Source organism: Streptomyces clavifer, assembly GCF_036345975.1.
Taxonomy (GTDB): domain Bacteria; phylum Actinomycetota; class Actinomycetes; order Streptomycetales; family Streptomycetaceae; genus Streptomyces; species Streptomyces clavifer.
The window spans coordinates 4036967-4059830 of record NZ_CP107793.1; the positions used below are offsets into that span (position 1 = coordinate 4036967).

Below are 22864 nucleotides of genomic sequence, written 5' to 3' on the forward strand. Positions count from 1 at the left end.
CGAAGAGCTCGCCCGAGCGGACCAGACCGACACACGAGGCCAGAATTTCCGTGAACTTCACGCGCTGGAGTGCCCGCCTTCCCGGAACGCAGCGCCGAGCCGCCGCGCGGGACGACCACAGCTCCGTACCCGCCGCCCGCGCCGAGTCCGTACAGCCCAGGACCGAACCCACGCCACCGGACGACACGGCGGAGCCCTCCGAGCCCGGACCCTCCCTCGATTCCCTCTCCGCCCGCGAGATCCTCGGCCGGCTGCCCGCCCCCGTCGCGCTGCTCCACGGCCCCGACCACCGCGTCACGTACGTCAACGACGCGTACACGGCGGCCTTCGGCCCACGCCCCTGCGGCGTACCCGCTGCCGAGGCCATGCCCGAGCTGTCCGAGCTCAGCCTGCTGCCCCTCATGGACCAGGTCCTGCGCAGCGGCACGCCCCGTACGGTCAAGTCCCGCAAGACCCTCACGGGCAGCTCCTACACCGCGACCTGCACCCCGGTGGCCGCCGGCGACCCGGAGAGCGCGGACGGGGCGGGTGTGCTCGTCTACGTCACCGACGTCACCGACCACGCCGAAGCCGCCGAGCGGCTCCGGGCCAGCGAGCGCCGCCACCGCGACACCGCCGTCACCCTCCAGCGCTCCCTGCTCCCGCAGGAGCTCGAACAGCCCGACGACCTGCGGATCGCCGCCACGTACCAGCCGGGCGGCACGGACGCGGCGGTCGGCGGCGACTGGTACGACGTCATCACCCTCGGTGCGGGCCGCACCGCGCTCGTCATCGGAGACGTGATGGGACGCGGCGTCCGAGCCGCCGCCGTCATGGGCCAGCTGCGCACCGCCGTCCGCGCCTACGCCCGCCTCGACCTGCCGCCGCACGAGGTGCTGCAGCTCCTGGACGTCCTCGCGGCCGAGATCGACGCGAGCCAGATCGCCACCTGCGCCTACGCGGTCCACGACCCCAACGAGGGCCACCTCGTCTACGCCTCCGCCGGCCACCTCCCGATCCTCGTGTGCGACGAGGACGGCACGGTCCACCGAGCGGAGGAGCCCACCGGACCTCCGCTCGGCACGGGCGGATGGGTCCACACCTCCGGGACGATCGCGCTCCCGCCCGGCTCGACGGCCGTTCTCTACACGGACGGACTGGTGGAGCGCCGCAGGGAGGACATCGACGAGGGCGTCGCTTCCCTGGAGCGCGCCCTGTCCGGCGCCAAGGGGTCGCCCCAGGTGGTCTGCGACCGCCTCATCCGTTCCCTGGGAGTGACCGCGGAGCACGACGACGACGTGGCGGTGCTCGTCGTCCAGCACCCGGCCCGCACGGGCGCGAGCGCGGAGCTGTTCCACAACGCCTCGCTCGAACTGCTCGGCGGCATCGAGGCGGCGCCCCGGGCCCGGGCCTTCGCCACCGGAGTCCTGGCTTCCTGGCGCTTCCCCATGGAGCTGTGCGATCTGGGGGTCCTCGCCGCGAGCGAACTCGTGGCGAACTCCCTCCAACACGGCACCCCGCCCATGCGGCTCGGCCTGCGCCGCACCGACCGGCGACTGATCATCGAGGTGACGGACGGCGACGACCACCTGCCGCGCCGCCGCCGCGCCGAACCCGCGGACGAGGCGGGACGCGGGATCTCCATCGTCGCGACGATCGCCTCGTCCTGGGGCAGCAGGCGCACCCCGGGCGGCGGCAAGGCGGTGTGGTGCGAGTTCTCCCTCCCCGGCTGAGCCGGGGAGGGACGCCGGCTCAGCGAGCGGCGGCGGGTACGGCGACCGGCTCGCTCTCCGGAAGTGACACGGCCACCACCCGCGAGGGCGCCGTCACGAGCGACGGTTTGTCCTGCACGGGGGTGAGCTGCCGACCGAGCTTCAGGGCAACCACGGTGATGCCGAGCGAGAACAGCACGAACGTCACGATGTACGGCCCGTGCAGCGACGCCCCCATGGGCCCGCCCACGGCCGGTCCGACCGCCAGGGCCAGCTGCTTCACCAGCGCGAAGGCCGAGTTGTACTGACCGACCATGGCCTCCGGGGCCAGATCGGCGACGAGCGGCGCGACGGTCGGCGACAGCATCGCCTCACCGAGCCCGAACAACGCGTACGTCGAGATCATCGCGGCCGTCGCCATGGTCTGGCTGCCGTGCCCGATACCCGCGTAGCCGGCCACGATCCAGGCGAACGCCCAGATCAGGCCGACCCACGCGATGACCCGGCTGCGCCGCCGGCGCTCAACGAGGCGCAGCACGACGAACTGCGCGGCGACGATGACCGCGGTGTTGGCGGCCAGCGCGATGCCGAGGGTCGACGGTTCGATCCCGGCGGCCTCTGTCCCGTAGGCCGCGAGGCCGGACTCGAACTGCCCGTAGCAGGCGAAGAAGATCACGAAGCCCAGGACGCACAGCTGCACCATCGCCTTGTGCGACAGCAGCACCCGGAGGCCTGCCTTGGGCGCGGAGCCGTCGGCAGGCACGGCCCCGGGCACGGAGGCGGCGCGGGGCATGCGCACGGTGGCGGCGACCACGCCGAGCACGACGAACATCACCGCTTCGATGAGGAACAACAGGGTGAAGCTGGACGGCCGGCCGACGTCGACCAGCTGACCGCCGACCAGCCCGCCGATGCCGAGACCGAGGTTCTGCAGGAAGAACTGCATGGCGAAGGCGCGCGTACGGGTGGAGGCGTTCGTGCACCACACCAGCATCGTGGCGAGCGCCGGCTGCATGACCGCCGTACCCGCGCCGAGGACCGCGGCGGAGAGGACAGCGGTCGTCACGCTGTTCGACACGCCCAGAGCGGCCGCGCCCACGGCCGCCGTGCCAGCGGCGACGATCAGCACGGGCAAGGGGCCGCGCCGGTCGATGGTCCGACCGGTGAACGGCAGTACGGCCAGCGCTGCCATGGCGAAGACAGCCAGTACGACACCTGCCGTACCGGCACCAAGATCCCGTACCTGCGCCACGTAGACGTACAGATACGGGACGGTGAACCCGAGGCCGAACGCGCTCAGCGCGCTCCCCACCTGGATCCGCCGCAGCGCTGCACCCATTTCCCTGGTCACACTCACCTACCTCAAGACTTGGAGAACGTTGAAGAAATCAGACTCGTAGACTTTAGCACTAAACTTAGAGTCTCAACGCTATAGCTCGAAGGACTTCGAAGCCGATGGGGAGCGTGCGATACTGCCCGCCATGTCTGACACCCCCGAGCAGCCCGAGCTCCAGGAGCCGAGCCTCGACGAGCAGATCGCGGCCTACCAGCGCGAGTTCCGCGACCTCGACCCCCAGGTCGAACAGGTCGTCTCCGCGCTGGGCCGACTGAACCGCCGGATGAACGTCGCGTACGGCAGACAGCTGGCGGCCCTGGGCATCAGCAACGCCGAGTGGGAGGTCCTCAAGACCCTGGTCCTGGCAGGCGCCCCCTACCGGCTGGGCCCGGGCGAGCTCGCCAAGCGGCTGGGGCTGACGCCCGCCGCCATGACCCACCGCATCGACCGCATGGCGGGCGAAGGCCTGGTCACGCGGGACAGGGACGAGAACAACAGGGTGCGGGTCATCGTCGAGCTGACCGACGAGGGCCGTACGAAGTGGCTCGAGGCGATGCGTATGGCCACCGCATTCGAGGAGGACCTCCTCCAGGACCTCGAGGGCGAGGAGCGCGGGGCGTTGGGCGAGATCCTGATCCGCCTCCTGCGCCGCGTGGAACACGCCCAGCCGGACGCCGGCGGCCGGCTCACCGACCTGGACTGATGGCGTCGAAGGGCCTCCCGGGGATGGGTTGACACGCCCCTCCCCGATCCGTAAGGTTCTTCGAGTTGTCACGGAGCCGGTACGGAGCCGCGGCAGCCGATCCCGCCGCGAATGCGGCAAACAAACTCAGTACGACCTCCCATCGGGGAGAATTTCGGCATGCCGGAATTCAAATCGAAGGCTCGATTATGAGCCGCCGGGAGAATCCGCTAGAGTTTGAGCGTCGGAACGGCCCAACAGCCGGGAAGACAAGCCCCACTGACTGGGAATCAGGCCCGAAAGGATCTGATAGAGTCGGACTCGCCGGAAAGGGAAACGCGAAAGCGAAGAACTGGAAAGCGTAAATCCTCTGCTCGCAGGGGCCCGCTTCGACCGGGAATCGGACACGAAAGAGTCTGATAGAGTCGGAAACGCAAGAACGAAGGGAAGCGCCCGGAGGGCCCCGGTGAAACGGGACCGAAGGAAGCGTCCGTTCCTTGAGAACTCAACAGCGTGCCAAAAGTCAACGCCAAATTTGTTGATACCCCGGCCCACTTCGGTGGGTTGGTGGTTCCTTTGAAGTCCTACTGGCCCATGTGGCGGGTAGGCAACATCAGCGAGGACGCTGTGGATGACCAGCCCTATTCCGGTTGGTTGTCCCGCTCTTCTATGGTGCTCTCCCGATTACGGGAAAACATTCATGGAGAGTTTGATCCTGGCTCAGGACGAACGCTGGCGGCGTGCTTAACACATGCAAGTCGAACGATGAAGCCCTTCGGGGTGGATTAGTGGCGAACGGGTGAGTAACACGTGGGCAATCTGCCCTTCACTCTGGGACAAGCCCTGGAAACGGGGTCTAATACCGGATAACACTCTGTCCCTCATGGGGCGGGGTTAAAAGCTCCGGCGGTGAAGGATGAGCCCGCGGCCTATCAGCTTGTTGGTGGGGTAATGGCCTACCAAGGCGACGACGGGTAGCCGGCCTGAGAGGGCGACCGGCCACACTGGGACTGAGACACGGCCCAGACTCCTACGGGAGGCAGCAGTGGGGAATATTGCACAATGGGCGAAAGCCTGATGCAGCGACGCCGCGTGAGGGATGACGGCCTTCGGGTTGTAAACCTCTTTCAGCAGGGAAGAAGCGCAAGTGACGGTACCTGCAGAAGAAGCACCGGCTAACTACGTGCCAGCAGCCGCGGTAATACGTAGGGTGCGAGCGTTGTCCGGAATTATTGGGCGTAAAGAGCTCGTAGGCGGCTTGTCACGTCGGATGTGAAAGCTCGGGGCTTAACCCCGAGTCTGCATTCGATACGGGCTAGCTAGAGTGTGGTAGGGGAGATCGGAATTCCTGGTGTAGCGGTGAAATGCGCAGATATCAGGAGGAACACCGGTGGCGAAGGCGGATCTCTGGGCCATTACTGACGCTGAGGAGCGAAAGCGTGGGGAGCGAACAGGATTAGATACCCTGGTAGTCCACGCCGTAAACGTTGGGAACTAGGTGTTGGCGACATTCCACGTCGTCGGTGCCGCAGCTAACGCATTAAGTTCCCCGCCTGGGGAGTACGGCCGCAAGGCTAAAACTCAAAGGAATTGACGGGGGCCCGCACAAGCAGCGGAGCATGTGGCTTAATTCGACGCAACGCGAAGAACCTTACCAAGGCTTGACATATACCGGAAAGCATCAGAGATGGTGCCCCCCTTGTGGTCGGTATACAGGTGGTGCATGGCTGTCGTCAGCTCGTGTCGTGAGATGTTGGGTTAAGTCCCGCAACGAGCGCAACCCTTGTTCTGTGTTGCCAGCATGCCCTTCGGGGTGATGGGGACTCACAGGAGACTGCCGGGGTCAACTCGGAGGAAGGTGGGGACGACGTCAAGTCATCATGCCCCTTATGTCTTGGGCTGCACACGTGCTACAATGGCCGGTACAATGAGCTGCGATGCCGCGAGGCGGAGCGAATCTCAAAAAGCCGGTCTCAGTTCGGATTGGGGTCTGCAACTCGACCCCATGAAGTCGGAGTTGCTAGTAATCGCAGATCAGCATTGCTGCGGTGAATACGTTCCCGGGCCTTGTACACACCGCCCGTCACGTCACGAAAGTCGGTAACACCCGAAGCCGGTGGCCCAACCCCTTGTGGGAGGGAGCTGTCGAAGGTGGGACTGGCGATTGGGACGAAGTCGTAACAAGGTAGCCGTACCGGAAGGTGCGGCTGGATCACCTCCTTTCTAAGGAGCATCTAGGTTTCCTTCGGGGAATCCAGAGACCATTACGTCGGCAAATGTTCGACGGTGGTTGCTCATGGGTGGAACGTTGACTATTCGGCACGATGAGCAAGTTGTTGTGAGTACTGCTTCGGCGTGGAAAACAGGGACGGGTTGATCGGGTCGGGCACGCTGTTGGGTATCTGAAGGTACGGGCTCGTTGAGTCACGGTCTTCGGTTGCCGGCCCCAGTGAACTCACCTGTAAGGGTGGGGTGATGGGTGGCTGGTCGTTGTTTGAGAACTGCACAGTGGACGCGAGCATCTGTGGCCAAGTTTTTAAGGGCGCACGGTGGATGCCTTGGCACCAGGAACCGATGAAGGACGTGGGAGGCCACGATAGTCCCCGGGGAGCTGTCAACCAAGCTTTGATCCGGGGGTTTCCGAATGGGGAAACCCGGCAGTCGTCATGGGCTGTCACCCGCTGCTGAACACATAGGCAGTGTGGAGGGAACGCGGGGAAGTGAAACATCTCAGTACCCGCAGGAAGAGAAAACAACCGTGATTCCGGGAGTAGTGGCGAGCGAAACCGGATGAGGCCAAACCGTATGTGTGTGATACCCGGCAGGGGTTGCGCATACGGGGTTGTGGGATCTCTTTTTCATAGTCTGCCGACTGTGAGACGAGTCAGAAACCGTTGGTGTAGGCGAAGGACATGCGAAAGGTCCGGCGTAGAGGGTAAGACCCCCGTAGCTGAAACATCAACGGCTCGTTTAAGAGACACCCAAGTAGCACGGGGCCCGAGAAATCCCGTGTGAATCTGGCGGGACCACCCGCTAAGCCTAAATATTCCCTGGTGACCGATAGCGGATAGTACCGTGAGGGAATGGTGAAAAGTACCGCGGGAGCGGAGTGAAATAGTACCTGAAACCGTGTGCCTACAAGCCGTGGGAGCGTCGCTGTATGTGCTTGCACATGCAGTCGTGACTGCGTGCCTTTTGAAGAATGAGCCTGCGAGTTAGCGGTGTGTAGCGAGGTTAACCCGTGTGGGGAAGCCGTAGCGAAAGCGAGTCCGAATAGGGCGATTGAGTTGCACGCTCTAGACCCGAAGCGGAGTGATCTAGCCATGGGCAGGTTGAAGCGGAGGTAAGACTTCGTGGAGGACCGAACCCACCAGGGTTGAAAACCTGGGGGATGACCTGTGGTTAGGGGTGAAAGGCCAATCAAACTCCGTGATAGCTGGTTCTCCCCGAAATGCATTTAGGTGCAGCGTCGTGTGTTTCTTGCCGGAGGTAGAGCACTGGATAGGCGATGGGCCCTACCGGGTTACTGACCTTAGCCAAACTCCGAATGCCGGTAAGTGAGAGCACGGCAGTGAGACTGTGGGGGATAAGCTCCATGGTCGAGAGGGAAACAGCCCAGAGCATCGACTAAGGCCCCTAAGCGTACGCTAAGTGGGAAAGGATGTGGAGTCGCAGAGACAACCAGGAGGTTGGCTTAGAAGCAGCCACCCTTGAAAGAGTGCGTAATAGCTCACTGGTCAAGTGATTCCGCGCCGACAATGTAGCGGGGCTCAAGCGTACCGCCGAAGTCGTGTCATTCATACACATAGGGCCAACGCCCGTATGGATGGGTAGGGGAGCGTCGTGTGCCGGGTGAAGCAGCCGCGGAAGCGAGTTGTGGACGGTTCACGAGTGAGAATGCAGGCATGAGTAGCGATACACACGTGAGAAACGTGTGCGCCGATTGACTAAGGGTTCCTGGGTCAAGCTGATCTGCCCAGGGTAAGTCGGGACCTAAGGCGAGGCCGACAGGCGTAGTCGATGGACAACCGGTTGATATTCCGGTACCCGCTTTGAAACGCCCAATACTGAATCAGGCGATGCTAAGTCCGTGAAGCCGGCCCGATCTCTTCGGAGTTGAGGGTAGTGGTGGAGCCGATGAACCAGACTTGTACTAGGTAAGCGATGGGGTGACGCAGGAAGGTAGTCCAGCCCGGGCGGTGGTAGTCCCGGGGTAAGGGTGTAGGCCGTGTGGTAGGTAAATCCGTCACACATTAAGGCTGAGACCTGATGCCGAGCCGATTGTGGTGAAGTGGATGATCCTATGCTGTCGAGAAAAGCCTCTAGCGAGTTTCATGGCGGCCCGTACCCTAAACCGACTCAGGTAGTCAGGTAGAGAATACCGAGGCGTTCGGGTGAACTATGGTTAAGGAACTCGGCAAAATGCCCCCGTAACTTCGGGAGAAGGGGGCCATCACTGGTGATCCGATTTACTCGGTGAGCTGGGGGTGGCCGCAGAGACCAGCGAGAAGCGACTGTTTACTAAAAACACAGGTCCGTGCGAAGCCGTAAGGCGATGTATACGGACTGACGCCTGCCCGGTGCTGGAACGTTAAGGGGACCGGTTAGTGCACTTTCGGGTGTGCGAAGCTGAGAACTTAAGCGCCAGTAAACGGCGGTGGTAACTATAACCATCCTAAGGTAGCGAAATTCCTTGTCGGGTAAGTTCCGACCTGCACGAATGGCGTAACGACTTCTCGACTGTCTCAACCATAGGCCCGGTGAAATTGCACTACGAGTAAAGATGCTCGTTTCGCGCAGCAGGACGGAAAGACCCCGGGACCTTTACTATAGTTTGATATTGGTGTTCGGTTCGGCTTGTGTAGGATAGGTGGGAGACTTTGAAGCGGCCACGCCAGTGGTTGTGGAGTCGTCGTTGAAATACCACTCTGGTCGTGCTGGATGTCTAACCTGGGTCCGTGATCCGGATCAGGGACAGTGTCTGATGGGTAGTTTAACTGGGGCGGTTGCCTCCTAAAGAGTAACGGAGGCGCCCAAAGGTTCCCTCAGCCTGGTTGGCAATCAGGTGTTGAGTGTAAGTGCACAAGGGAGCTTGACTGTGAGACCGACGGGTCGAGCAGGGACGAAAGTCGGGACTAGTGATCCGGCAGTGGCTTGTGGAAGCGCTGTCGCTCAACGGATAAAAGGTACCCCGGGGATAACAGGCTGATCTTCCCCAAGAGTCCATATCGACGGGATGGTTTGGCACCTCGATGTCGGCTCGTCGCATCCTGGGGCTGGAGTCGGTCCCAAGGGTTGGGCTGTTCGCCCATTAAAGCGGTACGCGAGCTGGGTTTAGAACGTCGTGAGACAGTTCGGTCCCTATCCGCTGTGCGCGTAGGAATATTGAGAAGGGCTGTCCCTAGTACGAGAGGACCGGGACGGACGAACCTCTGGTGTGCCAGTTGTCCTGCCAAGGGCATGGCTGGTTGGCTACGTTCGGAAAGGATAACCGCTGAAAGCATCTAAGCGGGAAGCCTGCTTCGAGATGAGTATTCCCACCACCTTGAGTGGTTAAGGCTCCCAGTAGACGACTGGGTTGATAGGCCAGATGTGGAAGCCCGGTAACGGGTGGAGCTGACTGGTACTAATAGGCCGAGGGCTTGTCCTCAGTTGCTCGCGTCCACTGTGTTAGTTCTGAAATAACGAACGGCCGTGTTTTCATCCGGTGTTGGTTAATTTCATAGTGTTTCGGTGGTCATTGCGTTAGGGAAACGCCCGGTTACATTCCGAACCCGGAAGCTAAGCCTTTCAGCGCCGATGGTACTGCAGGGGGGACCCTGTGGGAGAGTAGGACGCCGCCGAACAATTATTCCGGGAAAGCCCCGTGCCCTTGTGGCACGGGGCTTTTCTGCGTTCCGGGCCGGTTCGGCCGGGCCCGGGCCGGCTCTTCCAGGAAGGCCGGCCCGGGCTGTTGCCGGATCGTGGTCCCGGCTGCGTACAGCGCCGGGTCCTATCGCGGATTCACCAGACGGGTGTCGTAGGCCAGGATGACTGCCTGTACGCGGTCCCGGGATCCCGTCTTGGCGAGGATTCGGGTGACGTGTGTCTTCACCGTCGATTCTGCGAGATGCAGACGGCCGGCTATCTCGTTGTTCGTCCAGCCGTGTCCGATCACCGTGAGGATCTCCCGCTCCCGTTCCGTGAGAGAGGCGATGCGCGGGTCCGCCGTACCTGTGGTGTCGCCCGGTGCGTTCGGCAGGTGGTGCACATAGGCGTCCAGGAGCCGGCGGGTGAGGCTCGGGGCGACGACCGCGTCTCCGCTCGCGACGGCACGGATGCCCGACAGGAGGTCCTGGGGAAGGGCGTCCTTGACCAGGAAGCCGCTCGCCCCCGCGCGGAGCCCGTCGTAGGCGTACTCGTCCAGATCGAAGGTCGTCACGATGAGGACGCGGGTGCGGACACCGGACGTGATGATCCGGCGGGTGGCTTCGATGCCGTCGAGACCCGGCATCCGGATGTCCATCAGGGCGACGTCCGGGTGGTGCCGGGCGACGAGACCGACCGCCTCTGTGCCATTGGCTGCCTCGCCGACGACCGTCATGTCGTCCTGGCTCTCCAGGAGCATGCGGAAGCCGAAGCGCTGCAGGGCCTGGTCGTCGGCGATGAGTACGGTCGTCACGGGGGTGTGTCCTCCAGGGGAAGGCGAAGTCGTGTCTGCCAGCCGCCGGTCGGGAGCGGGCCCGCCTCGAGTGTGCCGTTGTAGAGCGAGGTGCGCTCACGCATTCCGCTGAGCCCGCGCCCGTCGCTGCCGGTCCGGCGGACGCCGGAAGGGCCGCCGGGCGGAGTGCCGCCCGAGTCCGCGGCGAGCACCTCCAGGCAGTCGCGCGTGCAGGTGAGGGTGACCTGGGCGGACGCCCCCGGGCCCGCGTGCTTGAGCGTGTTGGTGAGGGACTCCTGGACGACGCGGTAGACCGCGAGTTGGAGGCCGGGCGACAGCGAGGGGGCCGCGGGGGTCCTGTGCGTCGTGAGGCGGACCGGCAGCCCTGCCTCCCGTACGCCCGTGACCAGCGTGTCGAGGTCCGCGAGGGAGGGCTGCGGGGCAAGGTCGGCGTTCGTGGCCGTCTCGCGCAGGACCCCGAGCACGCGCCGGAGCTCTCCGAGGGCCTGCCGGCTCGTGGTGCCGATGGCTTCCAGGGCCTGGGCCGCACGTTCGGGGTTTCGGGCAGCGGCGTACGCGCCGCCGTCGGCGAGGCCCGTGATGACGGACAGGTTGTGGCCGATGATGTCGTGCATCTCCCGGGCGATACGGGTGCGTTCGGCGGCAGCCGCGAGTCGTGCCTGCTGGTCGCGTTCGTGTTCGAGCCGCTGAGCACGCTCGACGAGTGCCTCGGTGTACTCCCGGCGGGTGCGGACCGCGATGCCGAGCAGGGCGACGAAGGCGAAGCCCCAGAGGTAGGAGACGAGCTGGCGGTCCGTGTTCCCCGGGAGGACGAGCGCGCCCACCGCTGCCGGGAGGGACATCAGGAGGCCGGACCACGCGAGGTACTTCAGCGGGAGCCGCAGGGCGATCGTGTAGGCGGGGATCAACTGCAGGAGGGCGGCCTGGACGACCGCCCCCGTCCAGATGTTGACCACGGACACCGGCGCCATCAGGAGGAGTACGGTCATCGGCCGACGGCGCCGCCACAGCAGGGGCGCGGAGAAGCACAGGCTCATCAGCAGAACCAGCGGTTCCGGCGCCTCGGTGTCGCGGGCCACCGTGCGCCAGCCGCCCGTGCTGTAGTCGAGTACGGCGAAGGTGATCCAGAGACCGGTCACCACCAGGTCCCAGAGGAGGGGCCGACGCCGGTCGAGGGCCCGGAACCGCTGTATGCGGTCCTGGATGTTCCGGGTCAACGGGGCCGGGGCCGGCAGGTCGGTGGGGCGGGGGCCGGTCTCCTCGCTCGCCGTGTCGGTCATCGGTCCGTCCGTCCTCGTCGGGGCCGCCCCGCCACGCGTCCCGTCACGCGTCCCGGCGCCGGAGCAGCACGGCGGCCGCACCCAGTGAGACCGCCGCCCACAGGCACAGGGCCAACAGGGCCGGGCCGGCGGCCGCGGCGCCCGGGAAGGGGGTGGCCGAGCCGAGTGCCCCGGCAGCCTGGGTCGGGAAGTATGCGAGGGCGCTCTCCACGGCATCGTACGGAAGCATTCCGAGCACCTCGGGAAGGACCAGGACTCCGCCGATGAAGGCGCCGATGCTGCCCGGCACGGACCGGAGCAGGGCGCCGAGGCCGAGGGCGATCAGGCCGAGCAGGGTGATGCCGGCGGAGTTCCCGGCGATCGCGCCGAGGATGCCGGGGTCGGTGAGGCCGGCCTCCTGATCGGTGCCGCGGAGGAGCCGCTGTGCGGCGAGGAAGGTGAGCAGGGCGGTGGCGAACAGTGAGGTGAAGGCGGCGGCGGTGAAGACGGCGGCCTTCGCCCACAGGACGGGGACGCGGCCCGGGACGGCGATGAGCGAGGCGCGGATCATGCCCGTGGAGTACTCGCCGGCCGTCACCAGGACTCCCAGGACCGTGATGCAGAGCTGGCCGAGCAGGGTGCCGTAGAGGACGAGGACGACGGTGTCGATGTCGGCGTCGCCGCCGCCCGGGGTGTAGGTGGCACCCATGGTCACCCCTGTGCCGAGCACCAGGGCGGAGGCGGACAGGAGGGTGACCCAGGTGGAGCGCAGCGAACGGAACTTGTGCCATTCGGAGTGCAGGACACGGACCGCGGTGATCCGGTACGAGGAGGGGGCCGGGATGGTCATGCGGCGGCCCCGGTGAGGGGTGCGGCGGTCCGGTACTCGGCGGATTCCTGGGTGAGTTCCATGAAGGCGCGTTCCAGGGAGACGGTCTGCGGGGTGAGTTCGTGAAGGGTGATGGTGTGGGCGGCGGCGATGCGGCCGATGGTGGCGGCGTCGGCACCGTGGACGACGAGCTCGTCCCCGGCCGCTCCCGGCTCGGCGGTGACGTTCCTGCCCGTCAGCAGGTCGCGCAGGGTGGTGGCCTGGGGCGTGACGACCTTGACCGAGGCGCCTCCCGCGGCGCGGATCAGCTCGGCGACCGTGGTGTCGGCGAGGAGCCGGCCGCGCCCGATGATGACGAGGTGGTCGGCGGTGAGTGCCATCTCGCTCATCAGATGGGACGAGACGAGGACCGTACGGCCCTGCGCGGCCAGGGAGGTGAGAAGGTTCCGGATCCAGAGAACGCCCTCCGGATCCAGTCCGTTGACCGGCTCGTCCAGGACGAGGTGTGCCGGGTCGCCGAGCAGCGCGGCGGCGATGCCGAGGCGCTGGCCCATGCCGAGGGAGAAGCCCTTGATCCGCCGGTGGGCCACGTCGGTGAGACCGGCCAGGTCGAGGACGTGCTCCACGCGGCTGCGGGGGATGCCATGGGTGTGGGCCAGGGCCATCAGGTGGTGGAACGCCGTGCGGCCCGGGTGGACGGCGCGGGCCTCCAGCAGGGCGCCGACCTCCGTGAGGGGTGCGGGGTGGGTGGTGTAGTCCCGGCCGCCGATGGTGGACCGGCCGTGTGTGGGGGCGTCCAGGCCGAGGAGCATGCGCAGCGTCGTCGATTTTCCGGCGCCGTTCGGGCCGAGGAATCCGGTGACGGTGCCGGGGCGGACCGTGAAGTCGAGGCCGTGGACGACGGTGGTGTCTCCGTACCGCTTGGTGAGGTCGTATGCCCTGATCATGCTGTCGACGCTACGGAGAGGGCGGGTTGCGGTCGTCCGACCGGGGGCGGGACATGGGCGCGGGCGTAGTACCGGGGTACGACGTGGCCCGCGCGCCTGATCCCACCCACCTGCGTAGGACGGGTGGAGCATCCGGACAAGCCCGAGTCTTCGACGCGTTCGGACGAACGAGAAGAGCCCTCCCCGATGCCCGTCGAGCCGCCGGGTGCGACCGTCGTGCCGTGCCGCCGGGCGTCCGCACCGCGAGGAGGGCGGAGCCCGCGTGCTCGCGCGGTCCGGGGCGAGCAGGACCTCACGCGTGCTGATGCCCGTCCCCGGCTGTTCGGTATCGCGACCCCTCTCGTGGGGCGGCACCGCAGGTACGAAGCCCGCCGCTCCGAGGCGCCCGCAAAGGTCCACGGGCTGTCGCGGTCGCCGGCCCGAAGTGTCACGAGCGTCGAGCAGCGGTCCTGACCGGTGTGCGGCGGCCCCGGGGGAGAGGGCGGGGCCCCGGAGGGGCGGGGACGCCCCTCCGGGCCCGGAGGGGCCGTGCTCAGTCGGTGGCGGTGCCGAACCACCGGGGCAGCCGGCCGAGCAGGTCCCGCTGGTCGTCGCCGACCCACGCCACATGGCCGTCCGGACGGAGCAGTACCGCGGGCACCTCGGGATCCTCGGCGATGTCGACGACGTGGTCGACCCGGTCGGCCCAGCCCGCCACCGAGAGGCTTCCGGTCCGGTCGAGCAGCAGTCCGCGGCCGTCGTGCATCAACTCGTAGAGACGCCCCTGCTTCAGCTCCACGTCCCGCATGCGGCGGCCGAGCAGCTCGTGCCCCTCGCCGAAGTCGTAGCGCACGTCTACCGCGGTGATCATGCCGGTGACGTACCGGTTGACCTCCTCGAAGTCCATCAGCTCCGAGAACAGTTCCCGCAGCGCCGTCGGACCTGGATCCGACCCCAGCAGGGTGATCTGCGCACGGGTGTTCCGCAGCACCCGGGCGCCCACCGGATGCCGTTCGGCGTGGTAGCTGTCGAGGAGGTCGTCCGGCGCCCAGCCGTCGACAGCGGCGGCCAGTTTCCAGCCGAGGTTGAACGCGTCCTGCACGCCGAGGTTCATTCCCTGGCCACCGGTCGGCGGATGGGTGTGCGCCGCGTCGCCGGCCAGCAGCACCCGGCCGACCCGGTAGCTCTCGGCCTGCCGGGTGGCGTCGCCGAACCGGGACAGCCAGCGCGGTGAGTGGACACCGAAGTCGGTTCCCGCGACCGCCCGGAGCTGCCGCTTGAAATCGTCGAGGGTCGGCCCGGCCGTACGGTCCGCGGACACCCCGTCGGCGGGCACGATGATGCGGCACACACCGTCACTGCCGGGGGCGACGCCGAAGCGCAGTTGTGTCTTGCGGACTTCCGCGACGACGGCGGCGATCGTCGCCCGGTCCTCGGTCACCTCCATCTCGCCCAGCAGCGTCTCGACCGTGGCGGGCTCGCCGGGGAAGCCGACCCCGAGCTGTTTGCGCACCAGGCTGCGGCCACCGTCGCAGCCGACGACGTAGCGCGCGCGCAGCCGCGTGCCGTCCGCAGACTCGACGGTCACTCCGTCCTCGTCCTGGCTCAGACCGACCACTTCGCAGCCGCGCCGGATCTCCGTGCCCAGTTCGAGGGCACGCTCGTTGAGCAGTCTCTCGGAGACCGGCTGGGGGGTGGCGAGGCCGTACGGATGGGCCGTGTCCAACCGGTCGGGCCACGGCTTCATGATGCCGCCGAACAGGCCGCCCACCTGGAACTTCTCACTGACCGCGAGGAACCGGTCCAGCATGCCGCGCTGGTCCATCACCTCGACGCTGCGCGCGTGGAGGCCTTGCCCGCGGGACTCTTTGGTCGGTTCGGTCAGTTTCTCCAGCACCACCGTCCGCACGCCGTGCAGCCGCAATTCGGTGGCCAGCATCAGGCCGGTCGGTCCGCCGCCGACCACGATCACGTCAATCATCAGAACACCCGTTCAAGGAGATTGGATTCCGCTCGGCCGTCGCCCGCGGTCCGGCGGCACGCCCCTGACGCACCGCGCCGTCGTACCGGGCCGTACTGGGCGCACCAGGCTTCCGCCGGTGGCATCCGCCCTGGTCCTGGCCTCGGCGGATCATTGTGCGGCAGTACGGGGGCCTTGCCGCAAGCCCCCTGGGGCGCTATAAGTTGAGAGTGGAGAGGAGTGGGTTTCTTCCTTCCTCGTGTCGCGGACGACCACAGGGCCCCGGCCTCGCCGCCCTTCCGGCGTTCCGCTCCCGTCATCCCTCGATCTGGGCGTCCTCGTCGGGTCGTCCTTCGATGACGGGCGCCAATCCGTCGAGGAGCGCGGTGAGGGCGAGCTCGAAGAGGATGTCGAGACGCAGGTCGTAGCCGTCCTCGAAGGCCCCGACGATCTTGGCGAAGGTGGGGAAGCGGCCGGACTCCGCCAGGTCCCGCAGCGCGGGGGGCGCGGCCCTCCATCCACTGGTCCTCGCGTGGACGATGCGGTCGAGCGTCAGTTCCTGCTCGGAGGGCGGGGTGGACGGCCGGCGTCCGCGGGGCGGGGCGGCTGTACGTGCACGAATTTCATGCACGCCCCGCCGCCTTCCACCGCCGGATCGGCTTCGTCGTGTCCGGGCGGACGATGCTGCTGGAGGGCGATCCGGCGGCCCGAGAGCCGGAGTTCGAGATGCGTCGCGCGGCGGAGCGGCACTGAGGTACTGAGGTGTCCTAACCCTGGACCGGCGGTTCCGGGGCCGTCAGCCGCTCCTGCCAACGGGCCCTGCCCTGCTCCTCGGAACGGAGGAGTACCAGGGTGGGCATGCCCAGTGTCTGACCGGTCGTCAGCAGCTCCGGGAGCTGGGGAAGGGGAGCCACGGCTGCGACGTCGTCGAGGACGAGCGTCATTGGTGGGTCGAGCCGACCGTCGGTTGACCGTGCGGCCATGCGGCGGCCGTGCTCGACCACGTGTGAGGCGAGTGCGGTGAGGAGGGGCATCGCACCGGGGCGGTGGCGGGGATCCTCGATGGATTCACCGACCACATAAAGCGTTCCCCCTTCACTCGCAAAAGATTCCAGTGCGAGCGAATCGGCTCGGTTCGGTGTGCAGGCCTCGCGGATGTGGACCGAGGAGAGGGCCGCGAGGGCCCGTACGGTGAGTTCCTGGGCCGTCTCGCGGCGTTCGGGGTACCCGGTGAGTGCCGACTCCAGGAGCCCGGCGAGACCGGAGGCGGCCTTGGGGTGGGTGCGGAGCAGGCGCACCGGTTCGTGCGCGCTGCCTCCGCCGGCCCACCGGTGGACCTGGCGGAAGGGCCGGCCGTCCACGGCGGCGGCGTGCAGCCAGCACTGCAGAAGGGTCTGGGCGGTGTCGGCGACGGCCGTGTCGACCCGGGCCTGCGGGCGGACGGGGGCGAGGAGTGCGGCGGCCCGTGCGGCGGCGGTGGCGGGGTCCTCGCAGCCGGCGGTGGGCGACCAGTGGAGGCGCGCCGGGGTGTCGCAGAGGTGGCCGGGGTCGTAGACGAGGACCGGGCCGAGCTTGCCGCGGGCGTCCTTCGTGTCGGCCCAGACCGTGGGGTCCGACGTGACGACGAGGGTGGAGCCGTCGGCGTCCTGGATGGCCTGGACGGCGGTGGGGCGGCGGGTGGTGGACGTGCCGTAGAGGAGGAAGGGGCCGCGGGGCGAGGGAACCGTCGGGACGACCGGGACGGGCACGGACGCCGGTGCCGGGGGTGCCGACGCCTCGGTGTACGCCGGAGCCGCGGCGGCCACGCGTGCGGGCTCCTGTGCGGGCTCACCGGCCGGCTGTTCGTACGGCGTCCGTACCGCCCTCGCGCTCCGCTGCTTCCGCACCAGGCGCCAGCGGGCCACCACACCCACCACGAACACGGCCAGGACCACGAGCACCATCAGCTCACCGATGAACAGGCCCCAGAACAACCCGAATCCGGAGAGGTCGCCCGCCGGGGTGTCGGGCCAGGCGCCCGGGAGGTTCTGCGGGTCGGCCACCAGGGCCCGCAGGGCCAGGGGCGTCCGGGCGAACGTCACACCGTCCGGCCAGGCCCCGTGGGCGAACAGCCCCGCAAGGCCGGTGGCCGTCCAGGCCAGGACCGTCAGGCCGGCCAGGAAGGCCAGCAGGCCGATCAGCAGCCCGTCCGGGATACCGCCCTGGCCCTCGCCGCCGCGCTCCGTACGGGATGGTGCCTGGCGTGCCATGTCATGCCACCGTTGACTCGGACGACTCGTTCAGCCGTTGCTGGTTCTCGATCCGCGCCGCCCGCTGCTCCGCCTCCAGCTCCGCGGCTCGTACGTCCTCGGGGAGCAGGTCCGATGCCGAGCCCTCGGTCATCGCGCGGTCGGTGAAGACCAGGGGGCGTTCCGCTTCGGTGATCAGGTGTTTGACGACCTGGACGTTGCCGTTGACGTCCCAGACCGCGATGCCCGGGGTCAGCGTGGGGATGATCTCCACCGCCCACCTGGGCAGACCGATCACCTTGCCGGTCGCTCTCGCCTCGTCGGCCTTCTGGGCGTAGATCGTCCGGGTCGAGGCCATTTTCAGGATGGCCGCCGCCTCCTTCGCCGCGGCCCCGTCCACGACGTCGCTGAGGTGGTGGACGACCGCGACGAACGACAGGCCGAGCCGCCGTCCGAACTTCAGCAGGCGCTGGAAGAGCTGTGCGACGAAGGGCGAGTTGATGATGTGCCAGGCCTCCTCGACGAGGAAGATGCGCTTCTTCCGGTCGGGCCTGATCCAGGTGTGTTCCAGCCACACGCCGACGATCGCCATCAGGATCGGCATCGCGATGGAGTTGCGGTCGATGTGCGAGAGGTCGAAGACGATCAGCGGGGCGTCCAGGTCGATACCGATCGTCGTCGGACCGTCGAACATGCCGCGCAGGTCACCGTCGACCAGCCGGTCCAGTACGAGGGCGACGTCCAGGCCCCAGGCCCGCACGTCGTCTATGTCGACGTTCATCGCCTCGGCCGATTCGGGCTTCGGGTGGCGCAGCTGTTCCACGATGTCCATCAGAACCGGCTGGCGCTCGGTGATGGTCACGTTCACGAAGGCGTGCGCGACCTTGAGCGCGAAGCCGGACCGCTCGTCCAGACCGTGCCCCATGGCGACTTCGATGATCGTGCGGAGCAGGGCGAGCTGGCCGGTCGTGGTGATCGTCGGATCGAGCGGGTTGAGCCGGATCCCGTCGTTCAGCGCGGAGGCCGGGTCCAGGCGGATGGGGGTTATGCCCAGCTCCTGGGCGATGAGGTTCCACTCGCCGACCCCGTCCTCGCCCTGGGCGTCCAGGACGACGACCTGACGGTCGCGGAAGCGCAGCTGGCGGAGCACGTACGTCTTCTCCAGCGCGGACTTGCCGTTGCCGGACTCGCCGAGCACCAGCCAGTGCGGGGCGGGCAGCTGCTGTCCGTACAGCTGGAAGGGGTCGTAGATGTAGCCCTTGCCGGAGTACACCTCGCGTCCGATGATCACACCGGAGTCGCCCAGACCCGGTGCGGCGGTCGGCAGGTAGACGGCCTGGGCCTGGCCCGTCGACGTGCGGACCGGCAGCCGGGTCGTCTCCACCTTTCCGAAGAGGAAGGCGGTGAAGGCATCCGACAGTGCGGACAGCGGGTCCCGCATGGCGTGACTCCCTCCCTCTCGGTTTCTGGGTCGACGTGGTCAGCGACGGATGCCGGTGGCGAACGGCAGGGTGTTCACGAAGGCGCGGTGGTGCTCACGGTCGCACCACTCCAGCTTCAGGTACGACTTGCCGGCCGACGCCCGGATCGTCCGCTTGTCGCGGGCCAGGGCTTCGGGGTTCCGGGACGACACCGTGATGTACCCCACCAGGTTCACCCCGGCAGCGCCGCTCGCCAGATCTTCACCCCGCTGGTCGAGCCGGCCGTGGGCCGCGATGTCGCGCGGGTCGACGGTGCGGTTCATCTTGGCCTGACGGCTCGCCTCGGCGTCGTCGTTCGTCTTCTCGGTGAGCATCCGCTCGATGGCGACCTCGGTGGGTTCGAGGTCCATGCAGACCGCCACCGTGCGGATGACATCGGGCGTGTGGACGAGGAGCGGGGCCAGGAAGTTCACGCCGACGGGGGTCATCGGCCATTCCTTCACCCACGCCGTGGCGTGGCACCAGGGGGCCCGGGTCGTCGACTCGCGGGTCTTGGCCTGCAGGAACGTCGGTTCGACGGCGTCCAGTTCGGCCGGCCAGGCGTTGCGCTTCGTCATCGCCTGGATGTGGTCGATCGGGTGGTCGGGGTCGTACATCGAGTGCACGAGGGAAGCGAGCCTGCTCTGGCCGAGCGGCTGGCGCACCCGGATGTCGGCCTCGGCGAGGCGGGCACAGATATCGGTGAGCTCACGCGCCATGACGACGGCGAGACCCGCGTCCCGGTCGATCTTCCGGGTGCCCCGGGGACGCACGGCACGCGCCATGGCGTTGGCCTCGGCGGCCAGCTCACGGCTGTAGTGCATGCACGCGACGAGGTACGCGCGGTGCTGCTCACTGGAGGTGGAGACCATGGACTGGAGCTGGTCGTACGACTCCTGCAGCCAGCCGGGTGCTGCCCTGTCGCCGCGCTGGGCGACGTCCTTGGCGTGGGCGTCGGGGTCGGCGGGGAGCGTGCGTGCCAGCATCTGGAGGCGCGTCACGAAGCCGTCTCCGTTCGCCACGTGCTTGAGCAGCGTCCCGAACCGGTCGACCAGGGCCTCCTGGTCCTCGCTGTCGCGCAGTCCGACGCCGGGGCCCTCGATCTCGATGGCGGCGGTGACAGTACGGCGGTCTGCGTGCAGGAGCACGGCGATCTCGTCCGGCCCGAACGGCGCGGCGAGCCAGCTGATGCGGCCGATGCCGGGGGGCGGCCCGATCTCGACCTCGCGCCCGTCGGTGCTGACCCCGGCCTCCATGGCGGTCGAACGGTAGGCCGTACCGCGGCGCACCGTGCGCTTGAAGCTGCGGTTGATCTCGTACCACTTGTAGAAGGTGCGGCCCTTGTACGGGACGTACACGACGGCCAGGGCGAGCATGGGGAAACCCACGAGCGCGACGATCCGCAGGGACAGCGCCGGGACGAGGAGCCCGCTCATCATGCCGAGGAAAGCCCCGGCGATGATCAGCGCGATCTCGCCCGTTTCGCGGTTCTTGCCGACGATGGCGTTCGGGCGGGCGCGGCCGATGAGATACGTGCGGCGGGGTGCGATCGTGTGGGACTGGGTCGTCAACGCCCCCCACCTCCTGAGCTCGTGTTACCTGTGCTGCCTGAACCGCCCCGCGAGGGGCGGCTGCCGTGGGGGGTGCCGGAGGTGGGTCCGGCCCCGCTGCGGGGTGAGGGCGCGCTTCCGCCCCCGGAGGTGCGGGAGCTGTGTGCGGCGACACCGCCGCTGACCGTGTTCGACGGACGGGCACCGCCGCCACCGCTGTCGCCGCCTCCACCGCGTCCGCTGTGGGTCTTGATGCCCTGCGAGACGAGCGCGGCCGGAGAGCTGATCATCGCGGCGGCCTGGGAGCCGTCGGTGGCCTGCTTGCGGTTGGTGCGGGCGCCCTGGATCTCGTCGCCGAAGCCGGGGACGAAGCGGTAGATCATGGCGGACGCGAAGATGGCCAGCAGGATGATGGCGAGGCCGGACACGACGGCGGACATGGCGTTCGGTCCGTCGTCCTCGGAGAGCGCGCCGGCGAGCCCGAGCACGATGACGATGACCGGCTTGACCATGATCACCGCGATCATGATGCCCGCCCAGCGGCGGACATGGCCCCACATGTTCTTGTCGACGAGCCCGGAGTAGACGACGACGCCGAGCAGGGCGCCCACGTAGAGCAGGGCGGCCCGGATGACGAGCTCCAGCCACAGGATCCCGGCGGCGAGGATCGAGACGAGCGAGACGACGATCAGCATGATCGGCCCGCCGCCGATGTCGGTGCCCTTCTTCAGGGCCTCGGCGAACGATCCGAAGAAGACGTCGCTCTGGCCACCGGTGGCGGTCGCGATGCCTTCGGTGACGCCGTCGGTGGCAGAGACGACGGTGTACAGGATGAGAGGGGTGAACGCGGAGGCCAGGACGGTCAGCCACAGGAAGCCGATGGCCTCGGAGATCGCTGTGGTCAGCGGCACGCCGCGGATGGCGCGCTTGGCCACGGCGAGGAGCCAGAGGACCAGCGTGAGGATGGTCGACGCGGCGAAGACGACGGCGTACTGCTGGAGGAACCGCTCGTTGGTGAAGTCGACGGTGGCGGTGCCCTCAACGGCCTCGCTGAGCTTGCCGACGGTCCAGGACGCGGCGTCGGCGCAGCCGCGGGCGAGGGAGGTGAGGGGGTCGAGGGCGTCGTCGGTGACGGTGGGGGAGCGGCGGGCGGCGCCGCCGGGCTCATTACCTTCGCAGTAGTCCTTGGCGGGACCGCGAATCAGGTCACACGCGTCGTTGCTTGCGCTGGGCGAAGGGGTCGGCGTCGGTGAGGGCGCGGCTGCAGCCCGGCTCGCGAACAACACGGCAGCCACCTGGATGGAGCCGAGCGTTGCTGCGAGCGAGAGCACTCGGCGCGATCGCTTATCGGGCATAGGTGAACCCTCCGAACTGTTCCACGGCGTCAGCCATCTCCTGGGCAGGGGAGGCAGCCTGATCGCGGGCGACCGGAGCGGGCCCGTCCTTCTGCGTGAAGTCGGTGACCTTCCAGTCCTCGTTGATCCAGATCAGTTCATAGGTGGTCGTGTACCAGCCTTCGGAGACAGGATTCTTGGATCCCTCGCCGGCCAGACCGAACAGTGCCGAGTACCAAACGGCGACGCTCGCCGTGTCGCCACTGAACTTTTCTACCTTGGTGCCTACAGGACTGACCCGGGAGATGAAGCTCAGACCCGCTGGTGCGGTGCCGTCGGGATCGAGCCCGATTCGTGCCAGAAAGTCTGTTCCGGAGTAAGCCTTGTCAAGGTCGCCCTGCCGTTCAGCGGCTACATCGGGGGCGTACACGGCGGCTGCGATCGCGCGACGGCTGTCCTCGTTGAACATTCCGGTCGACCCCAGCACCACCCCATAATTCGCCGCCGCGCTCTGCGCCCCCTGCTCGTCCTGCGCGAAGCCCGAAGCGATGGTGCCGTCCGCGCCCTGCACCGGCTTCGTGCCCGTCGCGGCGGTGGGGCCGGCGCCCACGGCGTCCGGCTTCTTCTCGGCCGTGCCGCCGCCCGAGGCATCGCCCCCGCCCCGGTTCGCGAAGGCGATGGCCGCGACGAGCAGGACGACCACGCCGACCACCATGATCAGCGAGCGGGAGTTGCGGGCGGGCCGGCGCCCGTAACCGTCGCCCTCGTCCCCGCCGGGGAGGCGCGTACGGGTCTGGCGCGTCCCGCCGAGCGTGCTGTACGCGTCCTCCGTCCGGCCGCCCGGTTCGCTGCCGTAGCCGCGCTCGTCGCCCTGGCTCATGCCGCGTACGCCCCCTCAGCCGTGTGCGGTTCCGCGGAGTAGGACGGTAGCTGTGCTGGTTCCCGCGT

General features: G+C 67.5%; 15 protein-coding genes, 3 rRNA genes and 1 pseudogene. 7 read left to right on the forward strand and 12 right to left on the reverse strand.

The window, feature by feature from the left end; genetic code table 11:
• The first annotated feature begins 50 nt into the window (after positions 1-50).
• Positions 51-1712, forward strand: coding sequence for an ATP-binding SpoIIE family protein phosphatase (locus tag OG927_RS17460; protein WP_056792979.1), 1662 nt, complete (start codon positions 51-53; stop codon positions 1710-1712).
• 19 nt (positions 1713-1731) lie between these two features.
• Here the strand turns inward: OG927_RS17460 and OG927_RS17465 are convergent, their stop codons facing one another.
• Positions 1732-3030 carry an MFS transporter gene (locus OG927_RS17465; RefSeq protein WP_209471290.1) on the reverse strand — a complete coding sequence of 433 codons (1299 nt, stop codon included), beginning with the start codon at positions 3028-3030 and terminating at the stop codon, positions 1732-1734.
• A 142-nt stretch (positions 3031-3172) separates the two neighbouring features.
• Between OG927_RS17465 and OG927_RS17470 the strand changes: the two genes are divergently transcribed.
• The 4 genes from OG927_RS17470 to rrf all read left to right on the forward strand — a co-directional run bounded on the left by OG927_RS17470 (position 3173) and on the right by rrf (position 9555).
• Complete coding sequence (locus OG927_RS17470; protein WP_056792977.1) at positions 3173-3730, forward strand: MarR family winged helix-turn-helix transcriptional regulator; 558 nt, start codon at positions 3173-3175, stop codon at positions 3728-3730.
• Positions 3731-4406: 676 nt separating this feature from the next.
• Positions 4407-5932: ribosomal RNA gene (locus OG927_RS17475) — 16S ribosomal RNA — on the forward strand.
• A 303-nt stretch (positions 5933-6235) separates the two neighbouring features.
• Positions 6236-9359 (forward strand): 23S ribosomal RNA (locus OG927_RS17480).
• Positions 9360-9438: 79 nt separating this feature from the next.
• Positions 9439-9555, forward strand: a 5S ribosomal RNA gene (gene rrf / locus OG927_RS17485).
• Together the 16S, 23S and 5S rRNA genes form the textbook arrangement of a ribosomal RNA operon.
• 146 nt (positions 9556-9701) lie before the next feature.
• Here the strand turns inward: rrf and OG927_RS17490 are convergent.
• The 4 genes from OG927_RS17490 to OG927_RS17505 are packed head-to-tail and all read right to left on the reverse strand — an operon-like array spanning position 9702 to position 13405.
• Positions 9702-10370 carry a response regulator gene (locus tag OG927_RS17490; protein ID WP_124281548.1) on the reverse strand — a complete coding sequence of 223 codons (669 nt, stop codon included), beginning with the start codon at positions 10368-10370 and terminating at the stop codon, positions 9702-9704.
• On the reverse strand, positions 10367-11650 hold the full coding sequence (locus OG927_RS17495; protein ID WP_056797687.1) for a sensor histidine kinase: 1284 nt from the start codon (positions 11648-11650) through the stop codon (positions 10367-10369). The genes OG927_RS17490 and OG927_RS17495 overlap by 4 nt, the downstream gene beginning before the upstream one ends.
• Before the next feature lie 43 nt (positions 11651-11693).
• Entirely contained in the window at positions 11694-12479 is a 786-nt protein-coding gene (locus OG927_RS17500; RefSeq protein WP_124281547.1) for an ABC transporter permease, read from the reverse strand.
• Positions 12476-13405, reverse strand: coding sequence for an ABC transporter ATP-binding protein (locus OG927_RS17505; RefSeq protein ID WP_330320419.1), 930 nt, complete (start codon positions 13403-13405; stop codon positions 12476-12478). The genes OG927_RS17500 and OG927_RS17505 overlap by 4 nt, the downstream gene beginning before the upstream one ends.
• A gap of 294 nt (positions 13406-13699) precedes the next feature.
• On the opposite strand from OG927_RS17505, the pseudogene OG927_RS17510 reads away from it, so the two are divergent.
• A pseudogene (locus OG927_RS17510) lies at positions 13700-13801 on the forward strand (RNA polymerase subunit sigma-70); the annotation flags it as partial.
• Positions 13802-13937: 136 nt separating this feature from the next.
• Here the strand turns inward: OG927_RS17510 and rox are convergent.
• Complete coding sequence (rox, locus tag OG927_RS17515; protein ID WP_330320420.1) at positions 13938-15365, reverse strand: rifampin monooxygenase; 1428 nt, start codon at positions 15363-15365, stop codon at positions 13938-13940.
• Between the two features lie 295 nt (positions 15366-15660).
• Positions 15661-15975 (reverse strand): hypothetical protein, encoded by a 315-nt coding sequence (locus tag OG927_RS17520; protein WP_330320421.1) that lies wholly within the window; start codon positions 15973-15975, stop codon positions 15661-15663.
• Between OG927_RS17520 and OG927_RS17525 the strand changes: the two genes are divergently transcribed.
• Positions 15957-16097, forward strand: coding sequence for a hypothetical protein (locus OG927_RS17525; RefSeq protein ID WP_164494143.1), 141 nt, complete (start codon positions 15957-15959; stop codon positions 16095-16097). The genes OG927_RS17520 and OG927_RS17525 overlap by 19 nt on opposite strands.
• A 14-nt stretch (positions 16098-16111) precedes the next feature.
• Here the strand turns inward: OG927_RS17525 and OG927_RS17530 are convergent, their stop codons facing one another.
• From OG927_RS17530 to OG927_RS17550, 5 genes are read right to left on the reverse strand one after another with little or no spacing between them, the layout of a single operon-like run.
• Entirely contained in the window at positions 16112-17593 is a 1482-nt protein-coding gene (locus OG927_RS17530; protein ID WP_330320422.1) for a type IV secretory system conjugative DNA transfer family protein, read from the reverse strand.
• A 1-nt stretch (position 17594) separates the two neighbouring features.
• On the reverse strand, positions 17595-19013 hold the full coding sequence (locus OG927_RS17535; protein WP_056797664.1) for an ATP-binding protein: 1419 nt from the start codon (positions 19011-19013) through the stop codon (positions 17595-17597).
• Positions 19014-19052: 39 nt separating this feature from the next.
• A complete protein-coding gene (locus OG927_RS17540) occupies positions 19053-20603 on the reverse strand; it encodes an SCO6880 family protein (RefSeq protein ID WP_056797662.1) in 1551 nt (516 codons plus the stop codon).
• Positions 20600-21937: a hypothetical protein gene (locus OG927_RS17545; RefSeq protein WP_330320423.1), complete on the reverse strand. Its 1338-nt coding sequence runs from the start codon at positions 21935-21937 to the stop codon at positions 20600-20602. The genes OG927_RS17540 and OG927_RS17545 overlap by 4 nt, the downstream gene beginning before the upstream one ends.
• A complete protein-coding gene (locus OG927_RS17550) occupies positions 21927-22796 on the reverse strand; it encodes a hypothetical protein (protein ID WP_330320424.1) in 870 nt (289 codons plus the stop codon). Before OG927_RS17550 ends, OG927_RS17545 begins: the two co-directional genes overlap by 11 nt.
• Between the last annotated feature and the right edge of the window lie 68 nt (positions 22797-22864).